Genomic DNA, 18,480 nt, shown 5'->3' with positions numbered 1-18,480 from the left:
AATTTATAAAACAAAAACATTGACAGTGGTAAAATGAAAAAGCAGACACAATTTTCAATAGTATATTACATTGCCGCGGTGATAATTCTGATATTGCTTCAATACTTCATTCTTCATCCGCCTTTGAAAGAAATATCGTATAAAGAATTCAAAGATCGTTTGTCAAAGAACGAGATAGAGTCAGTCCAAATAGGAAATGAAAAAATTGTCGTGACATTAAAAAAGGAAATCGCAGAATCTCAAAAAATTCCAAGGGTCGTTGAAGTTGTAAAATTACCTGATGAAAATTTGTTAAAGGAATTGCAAGAACGAGGAGTTGATTACCGCGGGGTAATTCAAAGTAATTGGGGTAGGGATCTACTGCTTAACTGGATATTGCCGATAGCGTTCTTCGTCCTTCTTTGGGTTATACTAATTCGCAGATTTTCACCTTCTCAAAATGTAATGACATTTGGCAAAAGCAAAGCAAAAATATATGCTGCTGATGAAAAAAATAAAGTCACATTTAACGATGTAGCTGGTTTAGATGAGGTCATTGAGGAAGTCAGAGAAATTGTTGACTTTTTGAAGAATCCGAAAAAATATCAGCGCCTCGGAGCGAAAATTCCAAAAGGTGTACTTCTCGTCGGTCCGCCTGGAACTGGGAAAACTCTCCTGGCAAGAGCAATTGCTGGTGAAGCGGGAGTCCCGTTTTTCTATTTAAGTGGTTCTGACTTTGTTGAGATGTTTGTAGGAGTAGGTGCCGCAAGAGTTCGTGATCTTTTCGCACAAGCTAAAGAAAAAGCACCTTGCATAATTTTTATTGACGAGATTGATGCAATCGGAAAAACGAGAGCAAGAGGAGTTGTTTATGGAGGTGTTGACGAAAGAGAAAACACCCTCAATCAATTGTTGGTGGAAATGGACGGCTTTGACTCCGGAATTGGTGTTATAATAATGGCAGCAACTAATAGACCTGATGTACTTGATCCAGCTCTTTTAAGACCCGGACGATTTGATAGGCAAATAGTTTTAAACAGACCGGATTTGAAGGGAAGAATAGAAATTTTTAAAGTCCACACACGAAATCTTAAACTTGCAGACGATGTTGACTTTGAAACGCTTGCTGCACAAACACCAGGCTTTGCAGGCGCTGAAATCGCAAATGTCTGCAACGAAGCAGCACTTCTTGCAGCAAGACGAGGTAAAGATAAAATTGAAATGTCTGATTTTCAAGAAGCAATTGAACGAGTAATCGCCGGGCTTGAGAAAAGAAGCAAAGTCATAAGTGAAAAAGAGAAAAAAATTGTCGCATATCACGAATCTGGACATGCAATAGTCGGATACTACATACCTGGTGCTGATGTCGTACAAAAAGTTTCAATCGTGCCTCGTAGCATCGGCGCACTCGGTTATACTTTGAGAACCCCAACTGAAGAAAGGTATCTCCTTACAAAGGAAGAACTACTCGGAAAAATTGCTGGAATTTTAGGTGGAAGAGCCGCGGAAGAGATTGTATTTGGTCAAATCTCTACCGGCGCACACGATGATCTTAAAAAAGCAACGGAACTTGCACGACTTATGGTGACAACCTACGGAATGAGCGAGAAAATCGGACATTTGTCGCTTGCGGAAATTGAGGAAATGGATTTTCTAAGCAGAACCCCGTTTTCAAGATCATACAGCGAAGAAACAGCAAAACTTATAGACGAAGAAGTTAAAAAAATCATTGACCAAAGCTATAAAAAAGCACTTGAAGTTTTAACCACACACAGAGACAAACTTGATAAACTTGCAAACCGCCTGCTTGAAAAAGAAGTGATTGATAGAAAAGAACTTGAGGAAATTTTAAACCAAAATTAAGGTTATAAACAATGCATAAAAAACTCGTTCTTTTCTTTTTAATCTTTTCAACCACTCTTTTCTCAATGGACGAACCTAACCAAATTGTGAAAACAAAACCACGACCGCTTCAAATCCAAACAACTCTCGGATTTACACTTACAGCTGGAAACTCAGACACGAGGATTTTAACATTTGACTCAAACATTCAAAAGCCATTTGAAAGATTTATCTACTACACAAGATTTAACATCGCATATGGGACATCAAAATACGGAAATGGTCCACGAATAGAGACAACAAACAATTGGACTATATCAACCCGACTTGATTGGTTCACATCGGATAAAAGAAAAAATTATCTTTTTATTTCAACCGGCTTGTCAGGAAATAAATTTCGCGGATACTGGTCAAGACGAAATGCACAACTTGGCGCAGGCTATAATTTCTTCTACGATGTTGATACACTAAAATTAAATTTTGGTCTCGGGGTTGACTACTCAAAAGATAACCTCGTCATTAAAGGAAGTGCCGACGACGAGATTTTTTTCGCTCTTCTAAAACCCGAATTTGAGATAATAATCAACAAGAACATAAAATTCGGAAACAACGCTAATTGCTTCGTTGATTTTCAAGAGCTCAAAAACTACAGGATAAATTCGCAAACATACCTAAACTTAAAAGTGACAACGCGACTTGCGATAAACCTAAACTTTAACCTTAACTACGATAACAAGCCGAGAATGATCCCTGAAATTGGGGATAACGGTAAACCGACTGGTAAATTTATACTTGCAAAACCAGCAGATAAAATTTTTAATATAGGAATTTCCGTTACCGTGTGAGAAGCAGACCTGCTCTGAAATTTTCGCTTGCTTTGATCGTTGGAATTTTAGCTCAGCATTTTTTAAAATTTTCCATTGAAACACTTATTCTTTCACTTTTCTCACTTGCGATCCTTCACTTTACTCTTTCACTTCTGAAAGCGAACCTGCTTAAAATTTTTTCAATTTACTTAATTGTTATAACCATCGGTGCTTTGAAATACCTTGCGGATACTGAACTTCAACCGCAAAATTCAATAGTTAACTTTGCAAACGACACAGCAATTGTAAAAATACAAGGCAAACTGATTTCACATCCAGAGTTTAGAAATAACAGAGCGAACTTCATCATATCGGCTCAAAAAATTTTTAAAGCGAATGAAGAGATAAATGTTTCTGGAAATGTTTTTGTTTCAATAAGGAAAGGTAAAGCACCATCTGATACATTGCCAGCTCTTGACTACGGCGATCAAATTCAGATAATAGGAATTCTAAGAGAACCATTGAATTCAAGAAATCCAGACGAATTCAACTTTGCAAGGTATTTAAAAATAAACGATATTGAAGCAGTATTTCTTTCGTATATCCAAAGCCATGTTAAAATCATCAAAGAATTTGAACCGCGGATTTCAGAGCCGATTGAAGCGATAAGAAGCTTCGCTTACAAAATAAGAAGCTTTGCATTGAAGGTTTTTGACAAGTTATTATCGCCTCAAGAATCCGCCTTCGCAAAAGGATTAGTTCTCGGATATAGAGGTGAAATTTCAAAAGATGTCCAAGAGTATTTCATCAATACGGGAACATATCATATCCTTGCTGTCTCGGGATTAAATGTTGGTATAATAACCTTGATGTTTTTTGTGCTAACAAGTTTTTTCAGAGTTGACTTGACAATTAGAGTTATTTTAACACTTATCGGAATCATAATTTACGCCTTGATCACCGATCTACCACCTTCGGTCGTTAGAGCAACTCTAATGGCATCTATTGTGTTAATTGGGATGGCTCTTGAGAGAAGAGTTGACATTTACAATTTGCTTGGTTTCTCAGCCTTGCTTATTCTCTTGTTCAATTCAAAGCAAATTTTTCATCCTGGTTTCCAACTTTCCTTTTCTGCTGTCGCTTCAATTGTTTATTTTTATCCAAAAACTTTTAAATTTGTTTCAAAATTTTCTCCATCTCTAACGAGTGGATATATTCTTCCGATCACATCTCTTGTGATCGTTTCACTTAGTGCACAAATTTTAACACTGCCTTTTACAATTTCATATTTTAATAAAATCTCGCTGATCTCTCTTATTGCGAATGTTTTCATCGTTCCGCTCGCAAGTTTATCTGTCCCACTTGGTTTCGCAGTTGTATTGTTTCATCCTATTTCGGAATTTATCGCGCAAACTTTCGCAAATACTTTATGGCTTGTTTTGAACCTAACGATATCTATAGCTAAATTTTTTGCTCAAGTTCCATTTTCTTATATTGAATCAAGCAAAGAAGTTTCAATATACATTTTCCTGCTTATCGTCTTTTTCGTCGTTTTTCTAAAAATAAAATTCCAAAGTGTAATGAAACGAATAATTTTTGCGATTCTGATCATTGCGAACCTTTATATTTACTTTGCTCCCAACGGCGTTATTTCAAGCTTGACCAGTGAAACTCCTTATTCAAGTTCAAATTTTGAAATAACCGTTCTTGATGTCGGACAAGGTGATGCTATCTTTGTTCAATTCCCTGATGGGAAGAATTTACTGGTCGACGGCGGAAACAAAACCTTTAATTTTGATCCAGGTGAGAGAATTATTGAGCCATTTTTGAAGAGAAAAGGCGTAAGAAGAATTGATGCCATTCTCGTAACACATCCACACAACGATCACATCGGTGGAATTCCATATATACTTGAAAATTTTGAGGTCGGAATGGTGATAGACAACGGGTTGAGTTACAATTCCTCAATCTACCAAAAATATATTGAGATAATTAGAAAAAAGGGAATAAAACACATAACCGCAAGAGCCGGAAACAAAATTGAACTAACCGAGCAAGCCAGAATTTACATCCTTCATCCAACCGAATTTTTTGTCAAAGCTAAAGAAACGGAGAAAAATTATAATTCTGGACAAGAGATTAATAATTCATCTGTCGTGATAAAAATTCAATATGGCAACAATTCATTTCTTTTAACAGGGGACGCTGAAAAGGAAGCAGAAGAAGCAATGATAAGGGTTTATGATACATTCTTAAAAAGCGACTGGATAAAGGTTGGACACCATGGTAGCGAAACGAGCAGTTCGCCAGCGTTCGTTTTAAAAGTTAAACCGCAATGGGCAGTTATCTCTGTTGGGAAATATAACAAATATAATCATCCATCGGACATAGTTTTAAGAAGATATAATCTAATTGGCACAAAGATTCACCGAACGGATGAGGAGGGAGCGGGCGTCTTCAGATCAGACGGGATAAAAATTGAAAAGGTTGAATGGAGGAACTAAACACTTCCAACTCAAAAATTCCGAAATTGACAAATCAAGAGTTAATTGTTATATTTACATTGTGAAAACGAAAATTAAAAGAGAATCCTCATATGGCAGTCCGAATTACAGGGCATCATGTTGAAATGACAGAACAAATTAAAAATTACATTGAGAAGGAAATCGCACGACTTGACAAGTTTTTTGATGGTATAATTGATACCGAAGTTATACTCCGACAAGATACAAAGCATAATCACCTAAAAGAAGCTGAAATACTTATAAAGGTGTATGAGCATAAACTCACTGCAAAAGCTACAGATCCCGATATTCTAAAAGCATTTGATAAATCGCTTACAAAGGTAGAAAGGCAGTTGATAAAATTTAAAGACAAATTAAAATCACACAGATAAATGTTTAGTAGGGAATTTAAAGAATTCCGAAAAACTCACATAACGGTTGGTTTTTTTTACGAATCTGGCAAGGAACTTTTCAAGCTTAGTTCCCTTAATGGTGAAGTTGGTTTTGACAGAAAAATTACGGACAAGAACATACATCGCCCTGGACTTGCGCTAGCTGGATATGTTGAGCTTTTCACATACAATAGAATTCAAGTTTTCGGAAACACTGAGATAAGGTATCTTCAAAGTTTGCCACAAGAGAACAGAATAAAATCAATTCAAACAATTCTTCAATTTGAAATTCCTTGTGTTGTTATAACTAATAACAACTTACTTCCAGACAATCTGCTTGATCTTTTCACAGAGAAAGAAGTAGCAGTTTTCCAAACGCCACTTGAAACAACGAAACTTGTATACTTCATTAGTGATTTCCTTGATGATCAATTTGCTCCTCAAACGGTTGTCCATGGCGACCTTGTTGATGTCTATGGCATAGGGCTTCTTTTCGTCGGTCGTTCTGGGATCGGGAAAAGCGAAATCGCCCTTGACCTTGTTGAAAGAGGTCATCGTCTTGTTGCAGATGATGTGGTGTTAATTACAAAAAAGGGTGAGAATATTTTAATTGGAACTTGTAATACTGTGACGAAGCATTTTATGGAAATAAGAGGGCTTGGGATAATTGATATAAGAAATATGTTTGGAATTAGAGCAATTCGCTATCAAAAGAGAGTTGAAGTCGTTGTTGAACTTCTTGATTGGGATCCGAAAGAGGAATATACGCGCACAGGGCTTGATGAAGAACATATTTCAATACTTGGAGTTGAAATTCCACTTATCAAACTCCCAATTTTTCCAGGAAAAAATATCACAGTAATTGCCGAAGTCATTGCGCTTAATCATCTTTTAAAACATTACGGATATGATTCCGCTAAGGAATTTAACAAAAATATTGAAACTCTTCTCAAGCAAAAAGCGTCTACTCTAAAAACCGAAGATATTCCAATTGAAAGAATGACGAAATACTTTGAGCACGACTTTGAATAACAAAATTATAAATTAAATGCGGATTAATCATCGTCTTCCGTTCTTTTGGCTCATATTAATTCTTTTGTTTTTTTTAGGCTGTAGAAAGGAGGCGAATAAAAATTACATCGTCATAGGAAGCACAATTGATATTGATTCTTTCAATCCGTATTTAAGCACCTCACTTTTCTCTCAAGATCTGCTTGATAGAGTATATCTACGGCTTGCTATTGAGCAGGAAGATTATAAAACTTTCGTCCCACTTCTTGCAAAACGCTGGGAGTGGTCTGAGGATTCAACACAAATCACATTTTACCTCCGCAATGATGTATATTGGACAGATGGAGTTAAAACAACTGCTTACGATGTTGAATTTAGCTTTAAAGCAGCGACATCACCAGAAGTTGCTTGGTTAAATTCAGAAGACATAATTAGAAACATTAAATCTGTTAAAGCACTAAATGAAACGACGCTGGTCGTTAAATACAATTATGTATATCCATATCAACTAACCGATATAAACGACATTTGGATAGTTCCAAAACATGTCTATGAAAAAATTCCTTTTTCTGAATGGAGAAGGAATGGATACTTTGATAAAAACCCGATCACAAATGGCCCATATAAAATTGCTCGCTGGGAAAGAGGTCAATTTATAGAGCTTGTGAAAAATGAAAAATACTTTGACAAAAATTACCCTAAAATCAAAAGAATTTTCGTAAAGATTGTGCCAAATGAATCAAACCTTCTCCTTCAATTTCTAAATGGCCAAATAGATGTTCTACCCTCAATCCCACCAGCTGTTGCGGAAAAGTATGAAAATAATCCAAATGTCAAGTTTATAAAATATCCATTTTTAGCTTATGAATATATCGGTTGGAACCAAAGAAACCCGCTCTTTGCAGATAAAAGGGTTCGCCAAGCATTATCTTATGGAATAAATGTTGACTATATAATCAAAGTTATACTTAAAGGAAACGCTGTTCGCTCAACTTCTCCGTTTCCATCAATTTTCTGGGCTTACAACGATAAATTAAAACCGTATCCATATGACCCCGAGAAAGCGAAAAAACTTCTAACCGAAGCTGGCTGGAGAGATTCAAATGGCGATGGAATACTTGACAAAGTGATAAACAATAAAAAAATTGATTTCAAATTCACTCTTATAACAAATGCAGAAAATCAAACCCGAAAGGAAATTGCAACGGTAATTCAAAACGATCTTTCAAAACTTGGAATAAAAATGGAAATACAAGTTTTTGAGTTCAACACATTTATGCGTTATATCCTTGACAGAAACTTTGATGCGGTTTTATCAGGTTGGAGAGTTGCAACAAAACCAGATCTCACCACGATTTTCCATTCAGAGGCAATAAAATCCGGACATAACATTGTTTCATATTCAAACCCGATATTTGACAAATTAAACGACTCAGCTGCAGTTTTGAACGATCTTTCAAAAGCTAAGGTTATATGGGATAAGGTTCAGGAGATAATTTATGAAGATCAGCCATACACTTTCCTTTACGAACCAGTGCGAATAAATGGAATAAGTAAACGAATAAAAAGCGAAACGGTGCGAATGAATAGCATAAGTTTTCTTTATAATTTGCACGAATGGGAATTAAAATAGCGCACTAAAAATGAGTTTCATTTTAAAGCGACTCATTAACTCTATTTTCTTGTCAGTCGGGATCGCAACGATTGTTTTTTTCTTGATAAGGCTTTTACCGGATGTTTCGTTCTCGGACATCTACTTAAATCCGAGATTATCTGAAGATGTAATCCAAAGAATAAAAGCATCATATGGACTTGATAAGCCGATATTGATTCAATTCTTAAACTGGCTTAAGGAAATCATTACTGGCAACTTTGGTTTCTCTTTTATCTATCGTAAACCCGTAATAGATTGTATAATTGACTCTTTAGCTCCGACATTAATTATAGGGATTCCCGCTTTTATTTTTAGCTTCGGGGTCGGAATTTTAATTGGGATTCACTCTGCAAAGAATCAAGGTAAGTTGACCGAGAGAATAGCTCACTCGCTTCTTCTCATACTATATTCGCTTCCCACTTTTTGGCTCGGTATAATTTTAATTCTCCTGTTTAGTTACACGCTCGGATTGTTTCCACCTTCAGGACTTCACTCCTTAAATTTCAATGAGATGAGCTTAATTGAAAAAATTTTTGATACCATTTTACACATATTTCTACCTGCTATTACGCTCGGAACTGCCCCGATGGCTGCAATCGCAAGATTTACGAGAAATACAATGTTAAAAGTCCTCTCGCAAACATACATTAAAACAGCGAAAGCAAAAGGGCTTGACGAAAGAATAATTTTTTACAGACATGCTTTACCAAACGCACTTTTACCTGTGGTAACTCTTTTGGGACTTTATCTTCCAATTTTCTTCGCTGGTTCTGTCGTCGTTGAAGAGATTTTTTCAATTCCTGGGATCGGTAAATTAACGGTTGATTCAATTTTTCAACGAGATTATCCACTTACAGTTGGGGTGACGCTTTTTGTTTCATTCATCGTTATCGTCGGAAACTTGATTTCAGATATTCTTTACTCAATTTTAGATCCAAGGATAAGGTTAAAATGAAAAAGCAAGGGAAAATATTTTTTATTGCGCTCACGATTATCTTGTATCTAATTTTCGCTGATTTGATGACCCCGTTTGACCCAATTACATCACTGGATAGAGAAAATCTTTCATCCCTTCCACCACTTTCAAAAGTTTATGAATTAACACTCAAAGACGGAAGAAAACTTTTTGTCCTTGATTACGAAATTCAGGACAATTTAATTTACTTTGAGCAAAAGTTTGTGTCTGGCAAAGTGGAAATTGATAAACTACAAAGTGTCAAGACGATTTTATTTATATTCGGAACTGATAACCTTGGAAGAGATGTCTTCAGTAGAACAATTTATGGCGGAAGATTTTCACTTATAATCGGTATCCTTTCATCCTTGCTCGCTTTTTTAATTGGTGTCTCTATTGGGGTTATCTCTGGTTATTTTGGTGGCATCGTGGATAAAATTTTAATGAGAATAACTGATGTATTTCTTGCTTTTCCGAAACTTTTCCTTGTTCTAGTTATTATAGCCTTCACTCAAACGCAAACAATTTTTTCAATTATAATTATACTTTCGCTTTTAAATTGGATGGGAATATCTCGCCTTGTGAGAGCGGAATTTTTGAGGTTAAAAGAAATGGAATTCATCCTTGCGGTTGAATCAATTGGATTGCCTAATTTAAAAATAGCAATTAAACATATCTTGCCGAATGCGATTACACCTGCGCTGATAAGCATTCCATTTATAACTGGCGATGTTATATTGACCGAATCAATTTTAAGTTTTCTTGGATTTGGAATTCAACCTCCAACTCCAACTTGGGGAAATATGATAAGCGAAGCGGAAAAAAGTTTAGTTTCAACTTGGTGGCTACCAATTTTCCCTGGTATCTTAATCTCTGCAACGGTTTTAACAATGAACTGGATTTCAGATGTAAGTCAAGAAGATTAAGTTTTGATTAACTAAAAATAGGTCAAAATTATCTCTCCCAATGTCTCATACTCAAGTGAAATATCACTTTGTGGCATTGAAATAAACATAAGCAACGAGCCCTAAAGCAAACTATTTTTATTAAAGATTACTTTCGCAAAAACACCGTGCAAAATCACAAACCATCAATCAGCACTGCCACTGCAGATAACATAACTGATAAAGCGAATTATGTTTTTATCGTGGCTTTTTCATGTCTTTAAAGATTAACTCACAATCACTCATCCAAAAAGTTTGTAAAGGAACAATAGGAAAATGAATCTGTTCGTTTTTCACTTCAATAATCCAAGCCGACGATATTTTTCAAGATATTTTTCGTAAAGTTTTGTTTGTCGGTTTGATAGGTCAACTTTTTTACCTTGGATGAATTCATAAACCACTTGCGTTGGTATTTCAAGAGGATCACCTGTTGTAACAATAAGTGTTGCGTCTTTTCCAGGTTCAATTGAGCCTACTTTGTCAGCTACGCCGAGGATTTCGGCAGGGTAAATCGTTATAGCTTTTAATGCTTCTTCTCTTGGAAGTCCAAACGCCACACATGTCGCCGCTTGATAAGGGAGGTTTCTTTCATTGTAATATCCACCTTCTCCGCCAATACAGAACTTAACACCAGCTTTGTAAAGTTTATATGCGACTGTAAACGGTTCATCATATTCAACATCTCTTCCCGAGGGCAATCTATGGATATTTGTCAAGATCACGGGGACATTTTTTGCTTTTAAAACATCAGCGACTTTCCAAGAATCGTTTCCACCAACGATAACAATTTTTACACCTTCGCTTTCAGCCCATTCAATAGCCGATAAAATTTCCTTTGATGAATTTGCATGAACAAAAACTGGCACTTTCCCTTCAAGCACTGGTATCATTGCTTCATATTTTAAATCGGTATCGTGATATGGGATGTCTTTTTGTTGTTTTTCTGCTTCTTTTGCTTTTTTATATGCCCTTGCTTTTTGAAATGTTTCCCGAATTAATTGAAGTCGTTTTTCCACTTCTCTTCTTAATTCCTCAGGGCTTCGCCTTGCGGGTGCGAATCCAGGCCCAGAGGGTTGAGTCATCCTTGGCCAATAAATATGAAGTCCAACAGGTGCTTTTAGCGTCATTTCTTCCCAAGTCCATCCATCAAGCATCATTAGGGCCGATTGACCAGCGATGAGTTCACCAGTTGGCACAACAAGGGCAAGCGTTATGCCATTTGCTCGCGTCACGGGTGGATGTTCACTATCAGGATTAAAAGCGATTTCTGCACGCACATTTGGATTTACAAGACCAACTTCAGTGACATCACGGGTTGCTCTCACCGCTCCGATCTCTACCAATCCAATCGTGGTAAAAGCATTGATCAATCCAGGATAAACATGTTTCCCGGTTATGTCAATCACTTCAGCATCCCTTGGAATATTAACATTTTTTCCAACAGCAACGATTTTGCCTTTGTCAAATAAAACTACACCGTTTTCAATTGTTCCACTTGTGATCGTGTGTATTGTCCCTCCAACGAGGGCAATTGGTTTGTTTTGTGGCTTGCCTGGGATTATGTCGGATGCAATTAAATTTGAAACGAGCACAAATGTTAAAATCCAAAGTAAAACTGATTTTATCTTCATCTTCAGTCTCCTCATTAATTTGTTGGTGATGCAATTTGTGGTTGTGGTCTTGCAGTAGTTTTTACTTCAATAATTTTTTGGATTATGAAATTTCTTAATCTCTTTGCTTCCTCGCGCATTTTTAAGTCCTCATTTCTATCAAAATACTTTCTCCCTTCAATCCAGGTTTGCTCACAGATCGTATAAGTTGAAAGTGGATTTCCGCTCCAAATCACGAAATCAGCATGCTTTCCAGGTTCAAGCGAGCCGACATATTTATCAATTTTCAATTGCTTTGCTGGGTTTATAGTGACAAGATTTAAAGCTTGTTCTTCAGTTAGTCCGCCATATTTTATGGCTTTTGCAGCTTCAAGATTTAATCTTCTTGCAAGTTCATCGCTATCCGAGTTAAATGATGTAACTACACCAACTTTTTCCATTAAAGCACCGTTATGCGGAATTGCATCGTAAACTTCAAATTTATAAGCCCACCAATCGCTAAATGATGAAGCCCCTGCACCGTGTTTAGCTATTGCTTCCGCTATTTTGTACCCTTCAAGAACATGTTGCAATGTTGCGATTCTAAATCCAAAATCCTCAGCAACTTTTAAAAGCATAAGTATTTCATCCTGTCTATAAGAATGAGCATGGACAAGCCGCTGTCCTTTCAGTATTTCAAGAAGTGCCTCAAGTTGAAGATCTCGTCTCGGTGGAATTAAAACTCTTCTCTTGCTTTCCTCCCTGTAGGTATTCCATGCTTTTTCATAATCAATTGCCGCTTTGAACGCGTCCCTTATGATTTGTTCTACACCCATCCTCGTTTGCGGATATCTTGTCGTATACCTATCGCCCCAATTACTTTGCTTAACATTTTCACCAAGAGCAAATTTTATTCCAGGGGGCGCTTCTTTGAAAATAAGTTCATCTGGCAATGAACCCCATCTATATTTTATCACCGCATTTTGACCTCCGATTGGATTAGCTGATCCATGCAATAGATTCACAGTGGTGACACCACCGGCGAGTTGACGATATATATTTATATCATCGCTATTAATCACATCTTGAATTCTAACTTCGGCAGTTATCGCCTGAGTTGATTCATTAACTCCACCAGAAATTGCAGTATGAGAGTGAGCATCAATTATTCCAGGTGTGACATGCTTTCCTGTTGCGTCAATCACAACCGCACCTTTGGGTGGTTGGATATTTTTACCAATTCTTTCAATTATCCCGCGACGGATAAGCATATCAGCGTTTTCAAGTTTACCAAGATTTGAACTTGTCCAAATGGTTGCATTCTTAATTAAAACATATTCAGGTTGTTCGGGAATCTTTGAAAGACCAAACGCTCCATCCGGATAGACAACAGGTAAAGGTTCAAATTTAACTTTCCTCGTCCTTCGTGGTGCTTCATCTTTAGGTTCAGAGATTTTTATTGCTTTGAACAAAGCTCTTTCACCAATTGAAATTTCAGCATAACCTTCAATTCTATCTTTTTTCACAAAAGCAGAAATTCTTACAATCCCCTTTATCCCAAGGGAATCACCATTGAAAGCAATAGTTAAGTTATTGTCAAATAAATTAACCCTAATGAGGTTAACAGATTTATCTCCTTTTTTAACTCTTCCCCTGAGATTTTTAAGTTGCCCAGTTATGCTTAAATTCAATGTATCGTTGTTTAATTGCGCTTTCCACTCTCCCCTTGGATCAAACTCTGGCAGACCTTCAACATCATATTTTTCACCAGAAATCCAAACCTGAAGTATCCTGGCGTCTTCATCAAATATATTTTTGTCAGTGATTATAAAGTTTGCCATTTTTCCTGGCTCAACAGTTCCAAGGATCTTATCAAGCCCGATGATTCTTGCGGGTGTAATTGTTAAAGCTGAAAGTGCGACATCTTCTGGCAATCCTCTTTCAACAGATTCACGAACTCTCTGCAAAAACTCAGATGGATTTTCAAGACGATATGTCGTAAAAGCAAATGTTACTCCATTTTCATACAATCTCTTAGGATTTTCTGGTGCATTATACCAATGTTTTAATGTTCTTAAATCAATGTTATCTGCATCATCAGGGTTTTCAACATCTGGCGGTTTTGGAAAGTTAACAGGGATTACAACTGGAAATCCAGTATTTTTTATTGCTTCAACCCTACGATATTCGTAGCCACTTCCAATTATGAACGTGTTAAGCGAGAATTCTTTCGCAATTTTTGCGCACCTTAAGAAATCAAGTTCATCAGCACTTTCAAACACAACTTTTTCACCTTTTAATGCACCGAGCAAAGCTTCAAGCGACGAATTTACTTCTGGTTTCGGAAGAGCTGGATTCTTTGAAAACGCATCCCATGCAGAAGCATACCACTGCGCATCAAGAAAAGTTTGGCGAATTAAAGCGATATTTCCCATCAATGAATTCGGATATATATCCCTACCAAAACCACGAATGAAGGCGATATGATGCGCAACAACCGGTTTAATAACGACATCATTTGGTGCTTTTCCATCCGCAAGCGTTACGAGAACGCTTTTTCCTCTAAAGATTCCATCATTAGGAACTGAAAGAACAACAGTGAAACCTTGAGACCTTAATCTTTCGGCATCTCTTTGATCGGGCGAAAACTCATCTACCGCAAGTTTATGCGAAAGCACATTCGGATTCCAGCTGTCAGCCCCTTTTTTGGTCTCCTGAACCTGTTGCGCTCCTGGCTGTTGTCCTTCCATTTGAGCTGATTCTCTTCGCCTCGGCATCCCATAGCTCGTGTAAAGATCTATAAATCCCGGATATATCACCTTTCCAGAAAGATCAACTATTTGAGCATCAGGTGGTATCTTCACATTTGCACCGACAGATTCAATTAGTCCATTTCTTATGATAAGAGTTCCTTTTTCAATTACTTTTCCTGGTGCTTGAACAATTTTGGCATTTGTCAGTGCGAAAACCTTCGGAGGGTTATCTCTAAGTCCTTCAATCGGTTTAGTTTGCTCTTGAGCTGCGATTAGAATCGGGAAAAGAATTAGCAAAAGAAGTAAAATTTTCCTCATTTCATATATCTCCATTTTTGTTATGGAATACGACTTTTTCTTTTAGTCGTTATGTAGAAACCAAATGTTTCAAAATAAAAAGCGGTGAGGGGCGGGGGAGGAACCCACTCACCGCAGGGGATTAACCCTGGGCGGGGATTGACCCAGGGTGTGGGGAAACCTTCAAAGTTTAATATAATTAATTCTCACATCAATTTAAACTTAACCGACCTTCTCTTTCATTTCGTCAAGCTTCTTTCTCAATATCTCATTGACGATCTTTGGATTCGCTTTACCTTTTGTTAACTTCATTACTTCACCGACGAAGTAACCAAACAATTTATCTTTACCTGAGAAATATCTCTCAATGTTTTCTTTGTTGTTCTCCAAAACCTTCACAACGGCATCCTCAATAAATTTTTCATCGCTTATCTGGGCAAGCCCTTTCCTTTCTATAAGCGATTCTGGTTCCTCGCCTGTTTCTGATATTTCTTCAAGAACCTTTTTAGCTGTCGTTTGATTAATCCTGCCGTTATTTACCATGTTTATTATCTTCGCAAGAAATTCTGGCTTTACTTTGAAGTCGGTTATTTCAATTTGCCTGTCATTTAAAATTTTCAAAACCTCAACCATTATCCAATTGCTCGCAGATTTATAGTCATCGGTAAATCTCACACATTGCTCGTAATACTCCGCAAGAGATTTTGAAGATGTTAAAACTTCAGCATCATACTTTGGTAGCCCATATTGTTTCATAAATCTATCTCTTTTTTCCTCTGGAAGTTCAGGAAGTGATTTTTTAATTTCTTCTATCCATTCTTCTGATACAATTACAGGGACGAGATCTGGTTCGGGAAAATATCTGTAATCGTGTGCTTCTTCTTTTGAACGCATTGGTCTTACAACTCCAGATCCAGCGTCCCAAAGCAATGTTTCTTGGACGATTGTCCCGCCATTTTCAAGTATTTGAATTTGACGATTTATCTCGTATTCAAGCGCTTTCTCAACATTTTTGATTGAATTCATATTTTTAACCTCTGTTTTTGTCCCAAGCTTTGTCTCACCTTTTAATCTAACGGATACATTTGCATCGCATCTTAATGAACCTTCCTCCATATTTCCATCGCAAATGTCAAGATATTGAACGAGTTGCCTTATCTTTGTTAAGTAAAGAGCAGCTTCTTGAGGGGTTCTTATATCTGGCTCCGTCACTATTTCAAGAAGTGGGACACCACATCTATTTATGTCAATCAATGTGTCAATATCTTGATCGTGGATTGATTTGCCAGCGTCTTCTTCCATATGAATTCTTTTCAATCTGATTTTCTTCTTTTCGCCGTTTTTGAGCTCAATTTCAACATAACCATCGTAGCAAATTGGTTCCTCATATTGCGATATTTGATATCCCTTAGGTAAGTCAGGATAGAAATAGTTTTTTCGGGCGAAAATTGAGTATGTTCTGATTTTGCAATGTGTCGCAAGACCAAGTTTAATTGCGAACTCAACAACCTTTTTATTTAAAACAGGCAATGTCCCAGGCATGCCAAGGCAAACAGGACAAACATTTGAATTCGGCGGAAGCCCAAATTTAGTTGAACAACTGCAAAATGCTTTTGAATTAGTCAATAGCTGAGCATGAACTTCAAGTCCAATGACCGCTTCATACTTATCATTCAACATAGAAGTACGAATGATTTATTTTTTTGAAAGTTAAAAAATTTGTGAAAATAAAACAAAACCTGTATTTAGCGAAGGTAATTTCGTTTTGAAATTGTGCAGAAACAAAACAAAGCCTATGTTTTTCGCAAATTTAGGGTTGAAACGAGAAAATCTTACCTCGCTGATTTCTTGATTAAAGTTAAAATAATCAGTAAAATCTATTGAACTTTGAAAACAAATTTCACAAACGAAAGATGAGAAGAAATTTTCGTGCTTTCGTAGTTTTACTTCTCGTCGCTTATGCTTTCAATATCCCCTGTCTTGAATCTGCATCAAGAAAACCAGTTAAAGCATATAACGGCATGGTCGTTTCTTCTGATTCCATCGCAACAAAGGTTGGAATTGAAATTCTAAAAAAAGGTGGAAACGCCGTTGACGCAGCCGTTGCAGTTGGCTTTGCTCTTGCGGTAACCTACCCTCAAGCTGGAAATATCGGAGGAGGTGGATTTATGGTAATAAGAATGGCAAATGGTGAAACCGTTACAATTGATTACAGAGAAAAAGCACCGTTAAAAGCTCATGAAAATATGTTTCTTGATGAAAATGGAAATTTTATTCCCGAAAAAAGTCAAATTGGACACTTATCAGTTGGCGTCCCTGGCTCAGTTGCTGGATTATTGCTTGCACTTGAAAAGTATGGGACAATGTCAAGAAAAGAAGTTTTAAAGCCAGCAATTCAACTTGCTGAAAAAGGTTTTATCGTAAACGAAGGGCTTGCAAATGCATTCAAAAATGTGTTTGAACACTTTAAAAAGTTTCCGAGCACGATGAAGTATTTTTCTAAAAACGGAGAACCATATAAAGCTGGTGATCGCCTTGTGCAAAAAGATCTCGCAAAAGTTTTAAAATTGATAAGAGATAAAGGTCGTGATGGTTTTTACAAAGGTAAAGTCGCTGATTTAATCGTCGCAGAAATGAAAAGAGGTGGTGGGATAATAACCTACGAAGACCTTGAAAAATATCAACCAGTGATAAGAAAACCTGTAATTGGAAATTATCGTGGATATGAGATTATCTCAATGGGTCCACCAAGTTCTGGTGGTGTTTGCCTAATTCAACTTCTTAACATTCTTGAAAACTTTGATTTAAAAAAATATGGTTTTGGCTCATCTTACACAATTCACTACCTTGTTGAGGCAATGAAAAGAGTTTACGCAGATAGAGCTGAATACCTCGGTGATCCCGATTTCATTGATATACCACTTGATAAACTTTTATCAAAAGAATACGCAAGGGAAATCGCAAACGAAATTGATACATTTTATGCAACTCCAAGTTCCAAAATCATTCGTTCTGTCTCCCCACCATCCGAAGGAGATCAAACGACTCACTACTCGGTTGTTGACAAATGGGGAAATGTGGTAAGCGTGACAACAACAATTAATAGCTCCTTTGGCTCAATGGTCGTCGTTGATGGAGCTGGATTTTTCCTAAACAACGAGATGGATGATTTCAGCGCAAAACCGGGCACACCAAATCAATTCGGCTTATTGGGAAATAAAGCAAATTCAATTCAGCCAGAAAAAAGAATGTTAAGTTCTATGACTCCAACCATAGTTTTGAAAAATGGTAAACCATTTCTTGTTTTAGGTTCGCCCGGTGGTTCAACGATTATAACATCTGTTCTTCAAGTAATTTTGAATGTGATTGACTTCGGAATGAACATTCAAGAAGCAGTTGACGCACCAAGGATCCACCACCAATGGTATCCAGATGAAATATACTACGAAAGGCGCGGTTTGCCACTTGATGTAGTTGAAAACTTAAAAAAGCGTGGGCATAAAATTGTAGAAAGAAGAGGCTTTCAAGGGGAAGTTCAAGCAATTTTAATTGACGAAAACGGAATTAAATACGGAGCAGCTGATCCGAGAGGTTATGGCTTAGCAATGGGATATTGAAAATTTAAAATTGAGAGATTTTTAGAATTTTACTAAATTTTACGCAAATTAATTTAATTAGCGGGCACAACAACTTGTTAGAAAATACAGGCAGAAACGCAAATGATTAAAAACATCTTAAGAATTTTTCGCTTTGT

12 protein-coding genes are annotated in these 18,480 nt (G+C 36.8%); 9 read left to right on the top strand and 3 right to left on the bottom strand.

What is annotated here, in order from left to right:
• Positions 1-33: 33 nt before the first annotated feature.
• From ftsH to NZ923_03180, 8 genes are all read left to right on the top strand, one after another.
• The gene (gene ftsH, locus NZ923_03215) at positions 34-1,842 is read left to right on the top strand and encodes an ATP-dependent zinc metalloprotease FtsH (GenBank protein ID MCS7229029.1); all 1,809 of its coding nucleotides are present in this window, start codon (positions 34-36) and stop codon (positions 1,840-1,842) included.
• A gap of 11 nt (positions 1,843-1,853) precedes the next feature.
• Positions 1,854-2,666 (top strand): DUF481 domain-containing protein, encoded by an 813-nt coding sequence (locus tag NZ923_03210; GenBank protein ID MCS7229028.1) that lies wholly within the window; start codon positions 1,854-1,856, stop codon positions 2,664-2,666.
• Positions 2,663-5,131 (top strand): DNA internalization-related competence protein ComEC/Rec2, encoded by a 2,469-nt coding sequence (locus NZ923_03205; GenBank protein MCS7229027.1) that lies wholly within the window; start codon positions 2,663-2,665, stop codon positions 5,129-5,131. Before NZ923_03210 ends, NZ923_03205 begins: the two co-directional genes overlap by 4 nt.
• A 92-nt stretch (positions 5,132-5,223) precedes the next feature.
• The gene (gene raiA, locus NZ923_03200; GenBank protein ID MCS7229026.1) at positions 5,224-5,523 is read left to right on the top strand and encodes a ribosome-associated translation inhibitor RaiA; all 300 of its coding nucleotides are present in this window, start codon (positions 5,224-5,226) and stop codon (positions 5,521-5,523) included.
• On the top strand, positions 5,524-6,555 hold the full coding sequence (hprK, locus tag NZ923_03195) for an HPr(Ser) kinase/phosphatase (protein MCS7229025.1): 1,032 nt from the start codon (positions 5,524-5,526) through the stop codon (positions 6,553-6,555).
• Positions 6,556-6,571: 16 nt separating this feature from the next.
• Positions 6,572-8,167 carry an ABC transporter substrate-binding protein gene (locus NZ923_03190; GenBank protein ID MCS7229024.1) on the top strand — a complete coding sequence of 532 codons (1,596 nt, stop codon included), beginning with the start codon at positions 6,572-6,574 and terminating at the stop codon, positions 8,165-8,167.
• Positions 8,168-8,177: 10 nt separating this feature from the next.
• Complete coding sequence (locus NZ923_03185; GenBank protein ID MCS7229023.1) at positions 8,178-9,143, top strand: ABC transporter permease; 966 nt, start codon at positions 8,178-8,180, stop codon at positions 9,141-9,143.
• Positions 9,144-9,208: 65 nt separating this feature from the next.
• Entirely contained in the window at positions 9,209-10,069 is an 861-nt protein-coding gene (locus NZ923_03180; protein MCS7229022.1) for an ABC transporter permease, read from the top strand.
• A 311-nt stretch (positions 10,070-10,380) separates the two neighbouring features.
• Here NZ923_03180 and NZ923_03175 read toward each other — a convergent pair whose 3' ends face one another.
• The 3 genes from NZ923_03175 to gatB form a co-directional block, all read right to left on the bottom strand.
• Positions 10,381-11,718: an amidohydrolase family protein gene (locus NZ923_03175; GenBank protein ID MCS7229021.1), complete on the bottom strand. Its 1,338-nt coding sequence runs from the start codon at positions 11,716-11,718 to the stop codon at positions 10,381-10,383.
• A gap of 14 nt (positions 11,719-11,732) precedes the next feature.
• Positions 11,733-14,747 (bottom strand): amidohydrolase family protein, encoded by a 3,015-nt coding sequence (locus NZ923_03170; GenBank protein MCS7229020.1) that lies wholly within the window; start codon positions 14,745-14,747, stop codon positions 11,733-11,735.
• Positions 14,748-14,948: 201 nt separating this feature from the next.
• Entirely contained in the window at positions 14,949-16,406 is a 1,458-nt protein-coding gene (gatB, locus tag NZ923_03165; GenBank protein ID MCS7229019.1) for an Asp-tRNA(Asn)/Glu-tRNA(Gln) amidotransferase subunit GatB, read from the bottom strand.
• A 233-nt stretch (positions 16,407-16,639) separates the two neighbouring features.
• Between gatB and ggt the strand changes: the two genes are divergently transcribed.
• Positions 16,640-18,343 (top strand): gamma-glutamyltransferase, encoded by a 1,704-nt coding sequence (gene ggt / locus NZ923_03160; protein ID MCS7229018.1) that lies wholly within the window; start codon positions 16,640-16,642, stop codon positions 18,341-18,343.
• Positions 18,344-18,480: the final 137 nt, after the last annotated feature.

This window comes from Candidatus Kryptonium sp. (assembly GCA_025060635.1).
GTDB lineage: Bacteria > Bacteroidota > Ignavibacteria > Kryptoniales > Kryptoniaceae > Kryptonium.
This window is presented reverse-complemented; position numbering and strand designations above follow the sequence as displayed.

Excerpts from the sequence above, each read along its gene's own strand:
- gatB (MCS7229019.1), bottom strand. The coding sequence starts at position 16,406 with ATGTTGAATGATAAGTATGAAGCGGTCATTGGACTTGAAGTTCATGCT.
- NZ923_03185 (MCS7229023.1), top strand. The coding sequence starts at position 8,178 with ATGAGTTTCATTTTAAAGCGACTCATTAACTCTATTTTCTTGTCAGTC.
- ggt (MCS7229018.1), top strand. The coding sequence starts at position 16,640 with ATGAGAAGAAATTTTCGTGCTTTCGTAGTTTTACTTCTCGTCGCTTAT.
- NZ923_03180 (MCS7229022.1), top strand. The coding sequence starts at position 9,209 with ATGACCCCGTTTGACCCAATTACATCACTGGATAGAGAAAATCTTTCA.
- NZ923_03210 (MCS7229028.1), top strand. The coding sequence starts at position 1,854 with ATGCATAAAAAACTCGTTCTTTTCTTTTTAATCTTTTCAACCACTCTT.
- raiA (MCS7229026.1), top strand. The coding sequence starts at position 5,224 with ATGGCAGTCCGAATTACAGGGCATCATGTTGAAATGACAGAACAAATT.
- NZ923_03170 (MCS7229020.1), bottom strand. The coding sequence starts at position 14,747 with ATGAGGAAAATTTTACTTCTTTTGCTAATTCTTTTCCCGATTCTAATC.
- hprK (MCS7229025.1), top strand. The coding sequence starts at position 5,524 with ATGTTTAGTAGGGAATTTAAAGAATTCCGAAAAACTCACATAACGGTT.
- NZ923_03190 (MCS7229024.1), top strand. The coding sequence starts at position 6,572 with ATGCGGATTAATCATCGTCTTCCGTTCTTTTGGCTCATATTAATTCTT.
- ftsH (MCS7229029.1), top strand. The coding sequence starts at position 34 with ATGAAAAAGCAGACACAATTTTCAATAGTATATTACATTGCCGCGGTG.
- NZ923_03175 (MCS7229021.1), bottom strand. The coding sequence starts at position 11,718 with ATGAAGATAAAATCAGTTTTACTTTGGATTTTAACATTTGTGCTCGTT.